Origin of the sequence: Sorangium sp. So ce296, assembly GCF_051529605.1 — a bacterium.
Classification (GTDB): domain Bacteria; phylum Myxococcota_A; class Polyangia; order Polyangiales; family Polyangiaceae; genus Sorangium; species Sorangium cellulosum_D.
Genome location: NZ_CP150325.1, coordinates 13,159,442 through 13,176,464, shown reverse-complemented (window position 1 = coordinate 13,176,464; position 17,023 = coordinate 13,159,442). Strand labels below are relative to the sequence as shown.

11 protein-coding genes and 1 tRNA gene are annotated in these 17,023 nt (G+C 75.2%); 8 read left to right on the top strand and 4 right to left on the bottom strand.

From position 1 onward, the window contains the following. The first annotated feature begins 164 nt into the window (after positions 1–164). The 5 genes from WME98_RS48675 to WME98_RS48655 all read left to right on the top strand — a co-directional run bounded on the left by WME98_RS48675 (position 165) and on the right by WME98_RS48655 (position 5,427). Positions 165–707, top strand: a complete 543-nt coding sequence (locus WME98_RS48675) for a hypothetical protein (RefSeq protein ID WP_061625078.1) — start codon at positions 165–167, stop codon at positions 705–707. A 171-nt stretch (positions 708–878) separates the two neighbouring features. Then, positions 879–951 (top strand) — tRNA-Gly (locus WME98_RS48670). A gap of 258 nt (positions 952–1,209) precedes the next feature. Continuing rightward, entirely contained in the window at positions 1,210–2,658 is a 1,449-nt protein-coding gene (locus WME98_RS48665; RefSeq protein WP_061625079.1) for a flippase, read from the top strand. A 241-nt stretch (positions 2,659–2,899) separates the two neighbouring features. Then, the gene (locus WME98_RS48660; RefSeq protein ID WP_437948353.1) at positions 2,900–4,447 is read left to right on the top strand and encodes a serine/threonine-protein kinase; all 1,548 of its coding nucleotides are present in this window, start codon (positions 2,900–2,902) and stop codon (positions 4,445–4,447) included. Positions 4,448–4,608: 161 nt separating this feature from the next. Then, positions 4,609–5,427: a hypothetical protein gene (locus WME98_RS48655; RefSeq protein WP_061628249.1), complete on the top strand. Its 819-nt coding sequence runs from the start codon at positions 4,609–4,611 to the stop codon at positions 5,425–5,427. Here WME98_RS48655 and WME98_RS48650 read toward each other — a convergent pair. Together WME98_RS48650 and WME98_RS48645 are read right to left on the bottom strand one after the other, a co-directional pair. Then, positions 5,388–5,651 (bottom strand): GlsB/YeaQ/YmgE family stress response membrane protein, encoded by a 264-nt coding sequence (locus WME98_RS48650; protein WP_061628248.1) that lies wholly within the window; start codon positions 5,649–5,651, stop codon positions 5,388–5,390. The genes WME98_RS48655 and WME98_RS48650 overlap by 40 nt on opposite strands. 239 nt (positions 5,652–5,890) lie before the next feature. Beyond that, entirely contained in the window at positions 5,891–7,696 is a 1,806-nt protein-coding gene (locus WME98_RS48645; RefSeq protein WP_437948352.1) for a serine/threonine-protein kinase, read from the bottom strand. A 276-nt stretch (positions 7,697–7,972) separates the two neighbouring features. Between WME98_RS48645 and WME98_RS48640 the strand changes: the two genes are divergently transcribed. After that, the gene (locus WME98_RS48640; protein WP_437948351.1) at positions 7,973–9,055 is read left to right on the top strand and encodes a tetratricopeptide repeat protein; all 1,083 of its coding nucleotides are present in this window, start codon (positions 7,973–7,975) and stop codon (positions 9,053–9,055) included. Positions 9,056–9,077: 22 nt separating this feature from the next. Here the strand turns inward: WME98_RS48640 and WME98_RS48635 are convergent, their stop codons facing one another. Next, positions 9,078–10,607 (bottom strand): serine/threonine-protein kinase, encoded by a 1,530-nt coding sequence (locus WME98_RS48635; protein ID WP_437948350.1) that lies wholly within the window; start codon positions 10,605–10,607, stop codon positions 9,078–9,080. A gap of 286 nt (positions 10,608–10,893) precedes the next feature. Between WME98_RS48635 and WME98_RS48630 the strand changes: the two genes are divergently transcribed. Beyond that, positions 10,894–13,425 carry a hypothetical protein gene (locus tag WME98_RS48630; protein ID WP_437948349.1) on the top strand — a complete coding sequence of 844 codons (2,532 nt, stop codon included), beginning with the start codon at positions 10,894–10,896 and terminating at the stop codon, positions 13,423–13,425. A 4-nt stretch (positions 13,426–13,429) separates the two neighbouring features. Beyond that, on the top strand, positions 13,430–15,706 hold the full coding sequence (locus tag WME98_RS48625; protein ID WP_437948348.1) for an ATP-binding protein: 2,277 nt from the start codon (positions 13,430–13,432) through the stop codon (positions 15,704–15,706). Between the two features lie 49 nt (positions 15,707–15,755). Here the strand turns inward: WME98_RS48625 and WME98_RS48620 are convergent, their stop codons facing one another. Continuing rightward, a complete protein-coding gene (locus WME98_RS48620) occupies positions 15,756–16,964 on the bottom strand; it encodes a phosphodiester glycosidase family protein (RefSeq protein WP_437948347.1) in 1,209 nt (402 codons plus the stop codon). Positions 16,965–17,023 lie beyond the last annotated feature (59 nt).

The window sequence follows — 17,023 nt, the reverse complement described above, 5'->3', positions numbered from 1 at the left end:
AGTCGATGCCAGCATGCCGCGGCGCGGCGAGGCGAGCTAGAGAGAGAGCCGCAGCGCGGCGTGCCGAGAAAGAGCGCGTCCTCATATAAAGGTTGGTCAGTTTGAGCTCAAGGGGTGTTAGCCTGGGGCACGGTTGCCCTGGTGTGACTGAGGAAGGGGAGTCCATGACCGTTCGACGTGCACCTCGTGAGCGCGCGACGCCGGCTTCGGGGAGGTTGCAGGTCGTCGAGGCGTGCAGGCCCGGGCCGCGCTCGGTGCGCAGCTTCCGGATCCTGCTCGCGCACGACGCCCGCGCTGCGACCTGCGACGCGCTGGCGCGCGCGATCGAGGCGACCCTGGCAAACGTCGAGATCGTGGACGCGTCGTCGATCGACGACGCCCTGCTCGCGTCGGCGACCGAGCGGTTCGATGCGTGCCTGATCTGCCTCGATCTGCCGCCGGCGCCGCTCGGCGGCGCGCGGCTCGCGAGCGAGCTCGTGGACAGCGACCACCCGGTCGTGCTCGTGACGAGGAGCCTGCGGTGGCTGCCGCCGGACAGGCCCACGCTGCAGCAGCTGCCCTGGATCCCGCCGGACGCGGGCGCGGACGAGATCACGAGCGCGATCGCGGCGGCGACCAGCGACTGCAACAGCGCCGTGCGGCGGCGCTCGCCGCTGCCGGGCGATGTGCTCGGCGTGCCCGCGCTCCGCGCGCGCGCGCGCCGCTAGCGCCCCGCCGACCGAGCGCCGGGCGCGGCGTCGGTCGGAATCCGCCGGAACGCGGGGCCGGAACCGGCGGAAGAATCCGGGGACGGAAACGGGGACAGAAATAGGGACGGAAAAGAGATGAAGGGGGTTGCTCTGCGGCTCGGGATTGGGTAGAAGCTTCCTCCACCTCAAGCGGGACTAGCTCAGTTGGTAGAGCATCAGCTTCCCAAGCTGAGGGTCGCGGGTTCGAATCCCGTGTCCCGCTCCGAGGATTGCCGGCCCCCTCCTGCGCTGGCGGTCCTCCTGCTGTTGGTGCCTCGGGCCCGATGAGCGCCTCTTTGATCGGCGCTGCCCGAGACGGCTCCTCGAGCTGAGCTCGGAGCAGCGGCGCGCCGCGGGCGCTCCAGCGCCGAGCGCGCCGCGCGAGACGGACGCGCTCTGGGAGCGCACGATGCTCGAATCGGGCCCGCTCCCGCTGCGTGGACGGCGGTGCCCCACCCCAGGGGGACACCTGGAGGTGTTCATGCAGGATGGCCGGCGCATCGCGCTCAACGCGGCGCTGATGCTCCTCAAGCAGGCGATCATGGCCGTCCTCGGCGTCGTGTTCGTCGGCTACCTCGCGCGGAAGGTGGGCGTCGCCGCGTGGGGGGAGTTCCAGGCGTCGCTCGCGATCGCAGGGATCGTCACGATCGCCGCCGGCATCGGGGTGCGGGGGTACCTCGCCCGGGAGATCGCCGTGAAGCCGGAGCTCGGGCCACGTCACCTCGGCGCGGCGCTCACCATCCGGGGCGTGACCGGGACGCTGGTGCTCGGCGCGACCGTGGCCGTCGCGCTCGCGACGCGCTCGGGCCTCGGCGCGCAGCTCGTCGTGCTCGCCGCGGCGTCCCAGCTCGCGACGCTGCTCTACTCGACGATGTGGCTCTCGTTCGAGGCCCACGAGCGCTTCCAGTACATCCTCTACGCGGAGCTCGGCGCGCGGCTGTTCGTCATCGCGCTCTCCGCGGCCCTGCTCGCGCTCGGCTTCGGCGTCGTCGCCGCGGCCGCGGCGTTCCTGCTCGGCAACGTGCTGGAGCTCGGGATCACCGCGCACTACCTGCGCTCCCGGCTCTACCGGCCCGAGCTCACCACGCCCCCCGCCGAGCTCTGGCAGATCGTGAAGCGCAGCCTGCCCATCGGCGCGCTCGGGGCGCTCGCGAGCGCGCTGCTCCAGACCGATCGCGTGATGCTCCGCGCCCTCTGCGACGAGGAGGCCGTGGGCGTCTACAGCGCGGCCTGGGTGCTGAGCGAGAACTTCAGGATGCTGCCCGACGTGCTGCTCGGCGCCGCCTTCGCGGCCGGCATGCGCCTCTACGCCCAAGACAGCGACGCGTTCGGCCGCCTCTACGGCGGCTGCATGCTCGTCGCCGCGCTGTTCGGGCTGCCGGTCGCCGCCGGCGTCTTCCTGCTCGCGCCGGACATCGTCCAGCTCGTCTACGGATCGGCGGGCGACTACGCGCCGGCGGCGGACGTCCTCCGGATCCTCGCCTGCGGCGTCCCCGTGACGTTCGCGTTCCAGGTCGTGACGCTGCCGCTGCTCGCCGCGAAGCGCGAGGTCGCGATGGTGAAGCTGCTCGCGGTGGCGCTCGTCGCCGACGTCGCGCTGAACCTGCTCCTCCTGCCGCGCTACCGCGCCGTGGGCGCCGCGGGCGCGACACTCGTCGTCAGCGCCGGGTCGCTGATCGCGTCGTGGGGCCTGAGCGCGCGCTGGGCCCAGTGCGTCGAGCTCGGCCGCATCGCCGCGATCCTCGCCGCGACGGCGGCGATGGCCACCGCGGCCTACGCCGCGCGCGCGCTCGCGGGGATGTGGGCGTCGATCGCGGTGGGCGTCGCCGTCTACGTCGCCCTCCTCCTCGCCCTGCGCGCCGTCTCCTTCCGCGAGCTGCGCGCGCTGCTCGCGCGCCGCGTCCGCGCCTCGCCCGCCACCGCGGCCTGATCCGCGTTCCGCCGCGGGCGGGGCCCGGCGCTGCGCGCGCTGTCCTCTGCGCGCGCGGCCCTCTACGCGCCTGTGCGGAACAGGAGGCCATCGAATTTTCGGCTTTTCCGCCGGAAGCGGCGCTCGCCTCGGGTCTCCGCAGCTGCCGACATGCGCTCTCATCCGGCGGGATCCACGCAGCGGCGCGGGGCGCCCGTGGCTCGGAGGTGACGGTGACGCGGCCCTCTCCGTGGCATGCAGCGTGAATAGCGGAGGGGCGATGTGGCGGCGCGGGCAGGTCCGGGGGGTGGCCGGGGTGGGGCGACTCCGGCAGTGGATGGCGCGGCGGCCGTCCTCGCTCCGCGCCTTCGGCATGCCGGGGCGCGACGAGCTGGGCGCGCCCGCGCAGCCGTGGAGGCCTCGCGAGATGGACCTGCCCATGGGCGACGGCGGCTACGCGCTGCTCGCGCGCCTTTCGGCCGGCGGCATGGCCGAGCTGTTCCTCGCGTGCCGGCGCGGGTCGGCAGGGATCGCGCACCCCGTCGTCGTGAAGCGCCTTCGTCCCGAGGCGCGGCGGGATCCGTCGATCGTGCGGATGTTCCTCCGGGAGGCGTGGATCAGCGCCCGGCTTCAGCACCCGAACGTGATCCGGTTCTACGACTTCGTGTTTCACGAGGGGCGCCACCACCTCGTGGTCGAGTACGTCCCGGGCTGCGATCTGGCGGCGGCCGCGCGCGCGCTCTTCGCCGAGGGGCGGCCGTTCCCGATCGAGGCGGCCCTCGAGATCGGCGTGGGCGTGCTGCGGGCGCTCGGGCACGCGCACGGGCTCCGCGACGACGGCGGGCAGCTCGTCGGGCTCGTGCACCGCGACGTGAGCCCGCAGAACGTGCTCCTCTCGCTCGAGGGCGAGATCAAGCTCATCGACTTCGGCGTCGCGGAGATGACGGCGATGCGCGGCATCCTGGACGACGCCTTCCCGCTCGGCTCTCCGGGCCAGGCGGGCGGCCCGGCGCCGTCGAGCGACGCCCCCACGGTGAAGGGCAAGCTCGGCTACGTGGCGCCCGAGCAGCTGCGCGGGCAGCGGATCGACGCGCGGGCCGATCTCTTCGCGGTCGGGGTGATCCTGTTCGAGCTCCTGACGGGGCGCCGCCTGTTCCACCGGAAGGAAGACGGCGCCACGATGCGCGCGGTGCTCTCGGGCGAGGTGCCGGCGATCGCGCCGCTCCGCCCGGCGTGCCCTGCGCTGCTCGAGGAGGCGGTGCGGCGCGCGCTCGCGCGCGATCCCGACGATCGCTTCGAGGCCGCGGCGCAGATGGAAGAGGCGCTCGCCGAGGTGCTCGCCTCGGTGCGCAGGGCGCCGGGCGGGGGCGACGAGCCGAGCTCGAGCGAGCGCGGGCTCCTCGCCGGCCAGGAGATCGCCGCGCTCGTGCGCGAGGTCGCGAGCGGGCGCGATCGCCACCGATCGCTGCTCGTGCGGGGCTGCCGTCGATCCGCCGGGGTCCGCGGGCGCCCGGGCGCGCGGCGCACCCTGACGAACCGCTCCGGGGACGATCGCGGCGAGGCGGCGCCCGCGGCGCGCGGCGTCGACGCGGGGGCGGGCCCGGAGGAGGCGGCGATCGAGATCGAGCGCAGCGAGGGCAGGGACGCGGTGACGCCGCACTGGAGGGAGGCGCGCCCGCCGCGGCGCGCCCGGCTCCTGCAGTGGCTCGTGATCGCGGCGGTCACGTTCGCCGCCGGCGCGCTCGCGGGCAGGGCGATCGGCGCGCTCGACGGCGGCGCCGCGCCGGCGAGCCGCGGCGCGCCCCGGTAGCGCCGCCCGCCGCTCGCCCTCGCCTCGCGGGCCTTGAAAGGGCGGAGCTCGCGCGATCTCCGGGAGACATCCATTCGGTGACGCCGCCGTGATGGGCCGAACGCGAACGGCCCTTTGCGGTGGCGCGCCCAGCGACGGGCTCGCTAGCCTAGCCCGCCCTGATGCCCCTCCGGAATCCCCTGAACCGCGGCGTCGCGTTCGCCGCAGTGGCCGTACCCCTCCTCGCGAGCGCCACGGGCGGTGGCGCGCTGCCGCGCCCGGCCGCCGACGCGCCTTTCGCGCCGGCGGAGCCGAGCGCGATCGACGCGGCGATCGAGCAGCAGCCCATCTGCGTCGGCTCGACGGTCGCGAGCGCGGGGGAGCTCGGCGACGTCCTGTTCTACCGCAGCGCGCCGGGAGAGCGCGGCACGGTCTCCGTCGGCTACTACGCGTTCTTCTCGGAGGAGCGGCCCTGGGGCAACAACTGGCTCACCTGGACCGTGCTGCCAGCGCTCGCCGTGGACCTCGTCTACACGCACGGGCTGCTCTTCGGCCCGGGAGTTCAGCGCGTCGCCTACGGCAAGGGCGACGTCGAGGGGTTCAGGATCGTCTACAGCGTGGGCGACGACGGGCGGCTCACCGCCGAGCACGGCGCCGCCGACCGCGGCGATCACAGCGATGTGCGGCTCGAGCGGGCCGATCTGCTCGCGGTCGATCCCGCGCGGCCGACGGTTTACTCGCGGTGGTGGAGCCATCAGCTCGGCGGGCAGGGCGCGGGGCCGGGCGATCTCGTCTACCGCCGCTGCTACGGCGCGGGCGCGATCCGGCCGCTGCCGCCGGACGTCGCGCTCGAGTTTCGCCTGGACCGGCGCGCCGGGCCGGCCCGCGTGGTGTCCGCCGCGGCGCTGCTCGAGCCGCCCGCCTCGCCGCTGCGGCGCGAGCCCGCGAAGGGGGCGAGCCCTCAGGGCCTCGTCGCCCTCCGGCCGAGCGTCGCGTTGTAGATGGCGAGGAGGATGACGGCGCCCAGGATCGACATGAAGAAGCCCCCGCTCGACTGGTACGACGGGTAGAGCCCGAGGGCCCGGCCGATGAAGCCGCCGAGCAGGGCGCCCGCGATGCCGAGCAGCGCGGTCACCACGAAGCCGCCGGGATCGCGCCCGGGGGTGAGCAGCTTGGCGATGACGCCGACGATGAGCCCAAACAGGATCCACAACAGCACGGACATGGTTCGCTCCTCTCGACACCGGGCGACGCCGAGGGGCGTCTTCCCGCGTCAACGCGGAGGCCAGCGTTTGCAGACGACGTGCCGTTCGGGGTGAGCTCCGTTCGCACCGGGCTGAAGCGGAGGCTCGGCAGCCAGCGTGAACGGCGTCGCCATCCGGCCCGCGGCGCTGGGCACCGGCTGTACATCGTCGACCCGCCCGGCGCGCCGATCTCGAGGCCGGTCTCCCGCTCCCGCGGCGCTCACGGCGGCTCCAGGGGACAGGCGCGCTCCGGCTCGTCCGCGCGTGGCGGCGTCGGCCGCGTATCGCCGGTCGGGGGCGCGTCGCCGTCGCGCCCCGGCGAGGGCGAGGCGAGCGGGGCGAGCGCGGCGCCGGCAGCGCTGAAGAGCAGGCACAGCGATCCGCCGAGCACCGTGGCCGCGACGGTGCCGACCACGACCGGAGCGAGCCGCCGGCGACGCCGTCGGCGCAGCCGCGCCTGGCTCCGCAGCCCGCCGGGCAGGCGCGCCCGCAGCAGGAGGACGGGCGCGAGCGCGGCGTCGAGCTCCGGGCTGGGATGCGCGCAGACGAGAGCGGGCGACGGAGCCGCGGCGCTGGGAGGCGCCGCGTCCGCCGGCGGCGCGCCGGCCGCGGCGGCGTCCGCGGCGGGCTCGACGAGCGCCGCGGGCGGGCAGGGCGCGGCGCCGTGGCCGACCCAGGTGGACGCGGACGAGGGATCGCGCCGCGCGTCCGGCGGGGAGCAGGGCAGATCCAGGAGCGCGCTCCCCGGCAGCGAGGACGGGGAACGGTACCCGACCCACGTCGAGGTGCACGCGGAGCGCGCCGAGGCGTCGTTCGCAGCGCGCGCCGGGGCGTCGTCCGCAGCGCGCGCCGGGGCGCGCTCCTCCGCGGCGGAGCGCCCGCTGCGGAGCGCGATGTGCGCGAGCGCCTCGCGCAGGGCGCGCGCGCTCTGCGGGCGGTCGTCCGGGTTCTTGCGCAGGCATTGCAGGATCAGCGCCTCCAGATCCGGATCGATCTCCGGGTGGAGGGCGCTCGGCAGGGGCGGCGGGGAGTCGACGTGCGCGGCGGCGAGCGCCACGGGCGTCGGGCGCTCGAACGGGAGCCGCCCCGTCGCCATCTCGAAGAGCAGCACGCCGCACGCGTAGATGTCGCTGCGCGCGTCCACGGGCTGCCCTGCCGCCTGCTCCGGGCTCATGTACGCGGGGGTCCCGATGACGAGCCGGCCGTCGTCGGCGGCCGCGGCGAGCAGCGGCGCGCCCGCGAGCGCGCCGGAGCGCTCGTCGTGGAGCAGCTTCGCCGTCCCGAAGTCGAGGAGCTTCACCTGCTCGAACGGCGCGCCGCCGTCGTCGACGCGGGGCACCAGGCGGATGTTCTCGGGCTTGACGTCGCGGTGGATGACGCCCGCGTCGTGCGCGTGCTGCAGCGCGGAGCACAGCTGGCGCATGATCGCGACGATGCGCTCCGCGGGCAGGATCGGCGCGGCGTTGAGCAGGTCGATGAGGTCCTTGCCGTCGAGGTGCTCGGTGACGAGGTACCAGAGGCTCGGCGGCTCCGGCTCGCGCCCGTCGGCGCCCGCGAAGGGCGCGCCGTGGGGGAACGACGGCTCGCAGCCGAAGTCGAGGACCCGCACGATGTTCGGGTGATCGAGCCGGCTCGCCGCCATCGCCTCGACGTGGAACCTCAGCACCGCGTCCCCGGCGCGGGCGCCGCCGGAGCGCGGCCTCGAGTCGGTCGAGGGCCGCTCGCTCACGCCGCTCGAGGCGCGGGGGTCCGGGTCCTCCCGGCGCGACGGCGCGCAGACGCGCGTCGTGCAGGCGCGGCGACCCGCTCCGCCCGCCGCGCCCGGCGAGGCGCCGCGCTCGCGGATGATCTTCACGGCGCACGCGCGCCCGAGCCCGAGGTGCCGCGCGCGGTAGACGCGCCCCATCGCGCCGGCGCCGATCAGCTGCTCGATGAGGTACCGCCCCCCGAGCAGGCGTCCCCTGAGGGATCGCTCCGAGGACGGGAGTCCCGCGTCGAGGGGCGCGGAGGAGCGGAGGCAGTCCATGGCGCGTCCCACGCAGCAGAATGGGTGCCATCGCGCTGTGCGGACGGTTCACAGCCGCCCGCGGACGGCGCCTCCGAGCGGCGGTGCGCGGCGCGCTGCGCGCAGGCTCGCCGCGCCGCTGCGCGAAGCGCGCAGAGGGCGTCGAGCGGCCCGCGCGCAGCGCCGCCGCTCGGAGGCGCCGCGAAACGCCGGACAGAGCGCAGGCCGGCGGCGCCGCGGGGCTGATTTGTTCCGTTGCCGACGGCCTGTGATAGCGTGGCGCGCGAGGAGGCCCGAGTGCTCTTGAGACGATGCGTTCCGTTCGCTGCGGCGCTGTTCCTGCTGCTCCCGACAGGCGAGGTGCTCGCACAGTCGGACCAGGACAGAGCAGCGGCCCGGTCGCTGGCCACGCAGGGCGCCGAAGCGTTCACGTCCGGCCGCTTCGACGAGGCGATCGATCTGCTCGGTCGCGCCGAGGCGATCGTGCACGCGCCGACGCACCTCCTGCTGATCGCGCGCGCGCAGACGCGCCTCGGCCGGCTCGTGGCGGCCAAGGAGACGTACCTGCGGATCGTCCGCGAGGAGCTGCCGTCCACGGCGCCGTCTCCCTTCAAGAAGGCCCAGCAGGACGCGCGGGAGGAGCTCGCCGCGGTCGATCCCAGGATCGCGTCGCTGCGCATCGCGCTGGAGGGCGCCGCCGGCCGGAAGATCGCCGTGAAGCTCGACGGACAGCCGGTCGCGGACGCGCTGCTCGGCGTGCACCGCCCGATCGATCCCGGCAATCACGTGGTGACCGTCTATCCGCCGGGCCTCTCGCCGATCGAGCAGGCGGTCACGCTCGGCGACGGCGAGCGGAAGGAGCTGAAGATCCCGGTCCCGGAGAGCCCGGCCATGCCGCCCTCGCCCGACGCCTCGGGGGAGGGGCAGGGGACCTGGAGCAGCGGCCCGGGCGAGGTCCCCCCCGAAGGCCCGCCGGGCAAGCCGGAGCGAAATACGAACGTGCTCATGCTGGGCGGGGGCATCGCGGCCGCGGCGCTCGGGCTCGGCGGGGTCGTGGTGGGCTCGGTGTTCCTGGCGAAGGGCGGCTCGACGCAGCAGAAAGCGAACGACCTGAGCGATACGCACCGGTGCGAGTCGTCGCAGGCAGGCCCCGGCGCGGGCTGCGGTCCGCTGATCCAGCAGCAGATCAAGCGGCTCGACGCCGACGCCGCGGATCAGCAGACGACCGGCGCGATCAACCTCATCACGGGCGGCGTGCTCCTCGTCGGCGGCGCGACGCTGATCGTGCTGGAGCTGACGTCCAAGCCGGAGCCGTCGAGCTCGGCGTGGGTCGCCCCCTACGTGACGCCGACCGGGCTCGGGGTGCGCGGCGCGTTCTGACGGGAGCGCCCCGAGCGCGTGCTCAGTAGCCGAAGTCGCCCGGAACGCCCGGCTTCTGCGGCTTCTGGGGTTGCGCGCTCGGCCTCGTCGACGGGGCCTGCTGCGGCGGCTTCGTCACGGGCGGCGGCTTCGTCTGGGAAGGCGGCGTCCGCGGCGTGAGCGGCTTCACCGGCGCCGAGGACGCCGCCGGGACGGCGCTCGGCTCCGCCGTGGCGGGCGGCGTGGGCGGCGTGGGTTCTGCGGCCGTGGCGCTCGCGGTGACGACCGGCGGCTCCGGCGGGGGCGGCGTCGCCGTCGTCGGAGGCGGCGGCGGCGTCGCGAGGGCCGTCGCGCTGACGGCGCTCGGATCCGGGCTGGCCGCGCCCGTCGCCCCGCTGCCGCCGAAGGCGAACCAGGCGGCGAGGCCGGCGCCGAGCAGGGTGGCCGTCGCGGCGATCGCGGCGACGACCGGCATCCTGGACGGGGGGCGCGTCGCGCGGCCCGTGACGCCCGACGAGGCGCCCCACGAGTTGGCGGTCAGCTGCGGCGTGTGCGGCGTGTGGCCCATGCCGGGCACCGGCGGCCCGCTCTGGCCCCACGAGGGGGTGTCGGGGCGGAGGGGGGGCGGAGGGGTCGTCGTCACCTCCGGCTGGGACGGCAGCGACAGCCGCGAGAGGGACGTCCGCCCCGTGCTCAGCAAGGCCAGGTTGGGCCGCGCCGCCGCCCACGCGAGGAGCGCGCTCTTGAACTCCGCGCAGCTCTGGAAGCGGGCTCCCGGCTCGCGCGCCATCGCCTTCTGGATGATCCCGGAGAACTCGACGTCGAGGTCGGGCACGAGCTGCTGGGGCACCGGCGCCGCCTCGAGGACGATCTTGAAGAGCAGCTCGTTGAAGGTCGCCGCGTCGAACGGCACCTGACCGGTCGTCGCCTGGTAGAGCAGCACGCCCATGGCGTAGATGTCGGTCCGCTGGTCGACGGGGCTGGAGCCCCGCGCCTGCTCGGGCGACATGTAGTAGGGCGTCCCGACGACGGCGCCCGTGCGCGTCATGCTCATCTCCCCGCCGGCGAGCTGCGAGAACTTCGAGACGCCGAAATCGAGCACCTTCACGAAGTTGCTGAGCCCGGCCTTCACGGGGATGACGAAGATGTTGTCGGGCTTCAGGTCGCGGTGGATGATCCCCGCGGCGTGCGCGGCGCCGAGCGCCTCGAGCACCTGGACCATGATCGGCACGGTGATCTCGGGCCCGAGCCGCCCCGCCCGCTCGATCTTGGCGCCGAGGGTCTCGCCCTCGAGGTACTCCATGACCATGTACCGCGTGCCGTCGGGCAGCACGCCGAGGTCGAGCACCTCGCAGATGTGATCGGAGCCGATCCGCGCCGCGGCCTGGGCCTCGCGCTCGAAGCGCGCCACCGACTCGGCCTGGCTCGAGATGTTGGCGTGCAGCAGCTTGATGGCGACGCGGCGCCGGATGCGCACGTTCTCGCCTTCGAAGACCGCGCCCATGCCCCCCTGGCCGAGCAGCCGGACGATCCGGTACTTGCCGTCGATGATCTCGCCGACCAGCGCGCTCATGCCGGCGTTCCCGGTGCGGAGAAGCAAATCACCCGGGCAGACTAGCACGGTGGCCCGAGGGCAGCCTACGCCCTAGGGGGCGGGCGCGCCGTCGTGTCTCCGCTTCCGCCGCCTACCCGCACGCGGACCGCCCGCGCGCGGACCGCCCCGCGCACCGCCGCCCGGCGCGACGCGCGCCGTTCGACGCAGGCCCGCCGCGCGCCCGCCGGCCGACGGCGGAATGAAAGCCCCGCCCGCGCATCCGCGGGGCTGGCGCAGGGGTTCTTCGTGATAACGTCGCCCTCGTATGCCGGTTTACGAGCTATCGGTCGACGGAACCCTGGTTCGCGAAGCGGAGAAGGTCGTGTCGCTCGCGGGCCGCGAGTTCCCGACGCTCGTCATGCGCTGGGAATCGCGCCTCTTCGACCAGCCGTGGCTCACCACGCTCGTGCTCGACTACGTGATCGCGTTGCCGCCGCTCATCGTCGGGCAGGCGACGTTCAACGAGGTCAGGATTGCCGCCTTCACGGGCCGCGCTGGCACGAAGTTCATGTACTTCGGCACCGAGATGAGCGCGAGCGTCCCCCGCATCGCGCCCGAGATGGAGAACGCGGTCGGTCCGTCCGAGCTCTACCAGGAGTTCCGTCTCGACGAGCAGACTTGCCCGATCCCCTACCTGAAGCTGATCCAGGTCAGCCCGCGCATCTACGGCGAAGGGCTCCAGAACTACTACTCGCCCCCGATCAAGGTCGAGCGCTACGACGGGGTAGCCTCGCCCGAGCTCATCGCGGACTTCTTCCCCAAGGTCGTCGCGAACCTCGAGCCCGTGAAGGGGACGACGCTCGTCGACCCCGCGCAGGGCCTCTGGACGGGCGCGCGCTTCCTCGGCGCCACGGCGATCGCCATCCTCCGGCAGGGCCGCGTGGTCGGGCTGCACCGCCGCACCGGCAAGACCGACAAGGACCCGATCCCGCCCGAGGTGAAGCGGCGCGATCCGCGGCTCGACATGCGCACCGACTGGGTCGCCGTGGACGTCGGCGCCGCGTCGACGGCCGTCGCCGTCCGGGGAGAGCGCGGCGGCGCCGAGTTCGTCCGGATCGGCGCCGACGGGCCGGTCCGGGTCTCGGCCGACAACGAGAACCCGAGCGAGGTCGCGTTCGAGGCGCTCGCCCGGACCACGAAGGCGTGGCGCGACCGGGTGATCCTGCCGATGACGCGCTGGGGCGACGTGCTCGTCGGGCACGCGGCGCGCGACATGCGCCTCCGGCCCGGCGAGGGCGCACACGAGCGCGCCGCGGCCTCGATCCCGGCCCTCGCGCTCTTGCGCGAGCGGACCGAGCGCGGCGAGCCGTTCCGGCTCCGGGGCCGGTGCGATCCCGACACGACCGAGGCGCTGAAGAAGCCGGCGCCGCCCATCATCGACGAGGAAGGGATCGGCGCGCACGACCCGTTCGACCCGCTCGAGCTCTACGCGTACTACGTCGGCCTGCACCTGAACCAGCGCTCGCGGGGCATCTCCACGCGCTACGCGATCACGATGCCGACGGGCTGGTCGCCCGAGCGCCGCGCCAGCGTGCTCATCGCCTTCCGCCGCGGCCTCTTCCGGAGCCTGCCCGCGGGGCTCTGCGAGTACCACGACCTCGAGGGCCTGAAGGTCGTCGACGCGGGCCCGTCGGCGATCGCCTACGCCGTCCAGGCGTTCCGCATGTTCGGGATCCAGCCGCGCGACGGCGGCGTCCCGTTCTGCGTCATCGACGCCGGGGCCAGCGAGGCGGGGATCGCCTTCGGCCTCCTGCGGAGCGCGAAGGCCCACGAGGCGGCGCAGGGGCTGGAGCGGATGGTCGAGTACCTCGATCCCACGGCGATCCCCTGGCTCGGCGGCGAGCGGCTCCTGCACCGGCTCGCCTACCGGGTGTACGCGGCCAGCCAGGCCGAGATGCGCGAGCGCCGCATCCCGTTCGAGCGCCCGCCCGAGGAGAGCCCGCTCGGCGACGCGGAGGCGCTCTTCGCGCCGTCGCCCGACGCGCGCGCCAACACCTGGGCGCTCAAGGAGCTCCTGCGGCCCCTCCTCGAGGGGGGGCCGAGCGCGCCGGTCGAGGAGCAGCTCGCGCTGGTCGGGCTCGACGGCGAGAGCTCCGTGGTGCCGCTCTCGATCGACCGCGGCGCGCTGAGCGGCGCGCTCGACGGGTGGTTCCGGGACGCGATCGACGTGTTCCGGCAGCACCTCGCCGGCGCGGTGGCGAAGATCGGGCGCGAGCCGGACCCGTACCAGGGGCTCCGGATCCTGCTCGCCGGGCGCCTCGGGATGAACCCGCGCTTCGCGGAGCTGCTCGCCGGCGTGCTGCCCGCGGGCGTGCAGCTGCACCGCTTCAAGGAGCCGGACAAGGCGAACCTGGGCGCGCCGACCGTCAAGATGGCCACCGCGCTCGGCGCGCTGTCGCTGCGGTTCGATCGGATCGGGGCCACGCTCCGCGCGGAGAAGCGCGACGCGTTCCGCTACCGCGTCGGGCGCGCCCGCCACGGGCAGCTCGCCGACGTGCTCGATCCGTCGGTCGACTACGACGCGTGGCGCGAGATGGGCGCCTGCCTGAAGCCGGAGATCGAGGTCCTGTTCATGGCGGCCGAGGACGAGGGGGAGGTCGCGGCCGACGATCCTCGGGTGCGCCGCGCGGTCTGCGCGCTCGGGCGCGACGCCGTCGGGCAGCGGCTCTACATCCGGGCCGTCGGGCCGGCGCGCGCCGAGGTCAGCGTGGGGCCGCCCGGCGGCGAGCCCTCGGCGAGCGCCGTGTGCTGGTCGGTCGACCTGCAGAGCGGCGCCGCGGAGAAGACCAGCGGCTGAGCGCATGGGGGCGCCGCGGTTTCACGTGTCCCACGCCGATCTGGAGCTCGAGGGATCGATCCACGCCGGGGCGCCTGACGGTGCCGGCTCGGCGGCCGATGGTGCCAGCGCCGCGCCGGCGGCCGACGGTGCCAGCGCCGCGCCGGCGGCCGACGGTGCCAGCGCCGCGCCAGCCGACGCCCGGCAGGCCGAGGCCAGGCTGGCCGCGCTGCTCGCGACGGCGACCGCGCTGACCGGCTCGACCTCGCTCGCCGAGGCCGCGTCGCGCGTGGTCGCCGCGCTCGTCGAGCACCTCGGCTGGGACGTCGCGGCGCTCTGGCTCGCCGAGCCGCAGGCCAGCGCCGCGGGGTGCGCGCCGCTCGCCGGGGCGTCGAGCGCGCTCCGCTGCGTCGCGGCCCGGGCGGCGGCGCACCTCGAGCGCGAGGCGATCGAGGAGGCGCTCCGCCAGGAGCCGCACCCCGCCGCCGAGCACGGGCTCGTCGGCGAGGTCTTCCGCAGCGGCGAGCCGGCGTTCCGCGCCGGCGCCGTCGACTCCGCTGACGCCGCGCGCGGGCCGAGCTGGGAGCGCGCGGCGTGCGCCGCCCCGATCCCGTGCGGCGACGGCGTGGCCGGGGTGATCGAGCTGAGGAGCCGCGCGCCGCTGCGCCGCGACGAGCCGCTGCTCCTCGTCCTCGCGTCGATCGGCGGCCAGATCGGGCAGAGCGTCGCTCTGCGGCGCGCCGAGCGGGAGAGCGCGCGCGCCGCGGGCGAGCTCCGCGCGCTCGTCCGCGCCATCCCGGATCTCTGCTTCCGTCTCGACGCCGAGCTCCGGATCGTCGACTGCAACGAGCCGCGGCCCTCCGCGCTCCGCGTCGCGCCCGAGGCGCCGCTCGGCAAGCGCGTGGCCGAGGCGCTCCCCGGCGAGCTCGGGGAGCAGCTGGAGCGTGCGGTCCGGGAGGCCCGCGAGACGGGCGCCGTCGTCGCGCTCGAGCACGCCGTCCCGAGCTCGGGCGGAGAGCGCCACGTGGAGGCGCGCACGATGCCGTTCCTCGAGGGGCACGCCCTCGTCCTGCTCCGCGACATCACCGAGCGGCGGCGCGCCGAGGAGGCGCTCCGGCAGCGCGAGGAGCGCTCGCGCGAGTCGCAGAAGATGGAGGCGCTCGGCCGGCTGGCCGGCGGCATCGCGCACGACTTCAACAACATGCTCATGGTGATGCTCGGCTACGGCGAGCTCATCCTGCGCCGGCTCGGGCCCGAGAGCGCGCTCCGGCGCGACGCCCTCCAGGTCACGAAGGCCGGGGAGCGCGCCGCGGCGCTCACGCGGCAGCTCCTCGCGATGAGCCGGCGCAAGGTGCTGCAGCGCGAGGTGCTCGACCTCAACGCGGTGGTGCTCGACATGCAGACGATGCTCCAGCGCCTCATCGGCGAGAACATCGATCTGCAGACGAACGTCGGGCGGGATCTCGGCTCGATCAAGTTCGACAAGAGCCAGCTGGAGCAGGTCCTCCTGAACCTGGTCGTGAACGCGCGCGACGCGATGCCGGGCGGCGGGAAGCTCGTGGTCGAGACCTCCCTCGGCGAGCCCGGCCAGAGCCCCGCGGCGCGGTCGTTCGTGCCCGCGGAGCAGGACGAAGCCGACGCGTCCGCCGCGGCCGGCCCCCCGTACGTCGTGCTGTCGGTGACCGACAGCGGCGACGGGATGGACCACGACACGCTCGCGCACCTGTTCGAGCCGTTCTTCACGACGAAGGCGCGCGGCAAGGGCACGGGGCTCGGCCTCGCCACGGTCTACGGCATCGTGAGCCAGAGCGGCGGGCTGATCGAGGTCGAGAGCGAGGTCGGGCTCGGCACGACGTTCCGCATCTACCTGCCGCGCGTCGAGGACCGCTCCGAGGCGGCGCCCGCGCGCACCCGGCCGCCGCCGGCCGGCGGCGACGAGACGGTGCTCGTCGTCGAGGACGACGACGCCGTGCGCAAGCTCATCGTCGAGGTGCTCGAGCGGCGCGGCTACGGCGTGCTGTCGGCCGCGACCGGCGAGGAGGCGCTCGCCACGCTCGCGAGCGACGGGGAGGAGGCGGTCGACCTCCTGCTCACCGACCTCGTGATGCCCGGCATGAACGGCCGCGAGCTCGCCGAGCGCGCCCTCGCGATCCAGCCGCGCGCGCGCGTGCTGTACATGTCCGGCTACGCGGAGGACGTCCTCGCGGGCGCCGAGGCCGACCGCGAGCTGGTGCTGCTGCAGAAGCCGTTCACCCCCGACACCCTGGCGCAGCGCGTGCGCGACCTGCTCGACCGGCGCTGACGGGCGGGGCCGCGGCGAGCGCTCGGCCGGGGCGCCGCGGATCGAGGGCTCACCGCCCGCCGCGATCGAGGACGTCGTCGGCGGGCGCCGGGTCGGCGATGCCGAGCGTCGCCGCCGCCCGCCGCCGCCGCAGGTAGAAGAAGTCGCGCGGCGCGGGTTCGGCCACGTACTCCTCCGGCTTGAACTGCACGTCGGGGATCAGCGCCGACCGCGCGCGCGGCCCCTCGCCGCCCTCGCCGCGCCCGTACAGGAGGAAGCGCGGGTAGGCGTGGTTCACGTCGAGCTCCGCGACGTCGTGCGCGCCCGCGGCCTTCATCCCCCGGGCGAGGGTGCGCGCGGTCACGGCCTCGCCGAGCCCGTAGAACAGCAGCTTGCCGGTCGCGTCGACGCCGAGCGCCGAGCGCCGGATCACCGTCTCGCCGCTCACGGTCGCGCCCCAGTCGCGGTTCGAGTCGTAGAGCGCGTGGTGCAGCTCGCCTTGCTCGACCAGGCAGGGCGGCGTCTGCCGGTAGGCGGCCATCCGGGCCTCGTCGGCGCGCAGCTCGGGCCAGGTGCGGATCCGCACCGCGCCGCCGCGGTAGAGGGCGATCGTGCACGCCCGGTCGCGCGGCGGCAGGAACGTGTCGCCGTCGAGCATCATCCCGTAGTGGCCGTGCATCGCCTTGAAGCCCCCGTTGAAGGCGGCGATGAGCTCTCCCGCGTGGCCCTCGGGCACGAGCCCGGGGCGGCGCTCGGCCGGGACGTCCGGCGAGAACGGCTCCTTCGTGCCCGCGACGAGCCGGAGGTCGACGCGCCCGAGGTCGATCGCCACCACGGCGATCGCGGCGAACACGCGCCTCGGATCCGGGTGCACGGCGCTCCGCCAGAGCACCGGGGCATCGCCGGGGCGCACGGCGTCGGGGATCGGCGTCCAGACGCCGTCGCCCGTGGCCGCGACCTCGCGGAAGGGCGGCTCGAACGGCGACGGGGACGAGATCGACTCCGCCTCCAGGCCCTCGTCCCGCACGGCCTCCGCGGCGGCGGCGGGCGCGGGCTCCCAGAACGTCTTCGGGGGCGCGTGCCGGTAGATGGCCTGGTTCAGGCGGTCGGCGACGCCGTAGGCCACGTCCTCGGCCCACGCGACCGGCGCCGGACCGACCACGGCCCGCGCTCCGTCGGCGAGCGCCGGGCCGAAGCCGGGGACCTCGTGGATGCCGTACCAGAGCGCCTCGACGGCGATCGCGCAGACCGCGACGCAGCGCAGCGCGCGCTCGGGCAAGCGCGGGCGGGACCGCCGCCTGCGCGGGGGCCCGCTGGCGAGAGGGGGCGAAGGCTTGT

Excerpts from the sequence above, each read along its gene's own strand:
- WME98_RS48675 (WP_061625078.1), top strand. The coding sequence starts at position 165 with ATGACCGTTCGACGTGCACCTCGTGAGCGCGCGACGCCGGCTTCGGGG.
- WME98_RS48665 (WP_061625079.1), top strand. The coding sequence starts at position 1,210 with ATGCAGGATGGCCGGCGCATCGCGCTCAACGCGGCGCTGATGCTCCTC.
- WME98_RS48655 (WP_061628249.1), top strand. The coding sequence starts at position 4,609 with ATGCCCCTCCGGAATCCCCTGAACCGCGGCGTCGCGTTCGCCGCAGTG.
- WME98_RS48650 (WP_061628248.1), bottom strand. The coding sequence starts at position 5,651 with ATGTCCGTGCTGTTGTGGATCCTGTTTGGGCTCATCGTCGGCGTCATC.
- WME98_RS48645 (WP_437948352.1), bottom strand. The coding sequence starts at position 7,696 with ATGGACTGCCTCCGCTCCTCCGCGCCCCTCGACGCGGGACTCCCGTCC.
- WME98_RS48635 (WP_437948350.1), bottom strand. The coding sequence starts at position 10,607 with ATGAGCGCGCTGGTCGGCGAGATCATCGACGGCAAGTACCGGATCGTC.
- WME98_RS48630 (WP_437948349.1), top strand. The coding sequence starts at position 10,894 with ATGCCGGTTTACGAGCTATCGGTCGACGGAACCCTGGTTCGCGAAGCG.
- WME98_RS48625 (WP_437948348.1), top strand. The coding sequence starts at position 13,430 with ATGGGGGCGCCGCGGTTTCACGTGTCCCACGCCGATCTGGAGCTCGAG.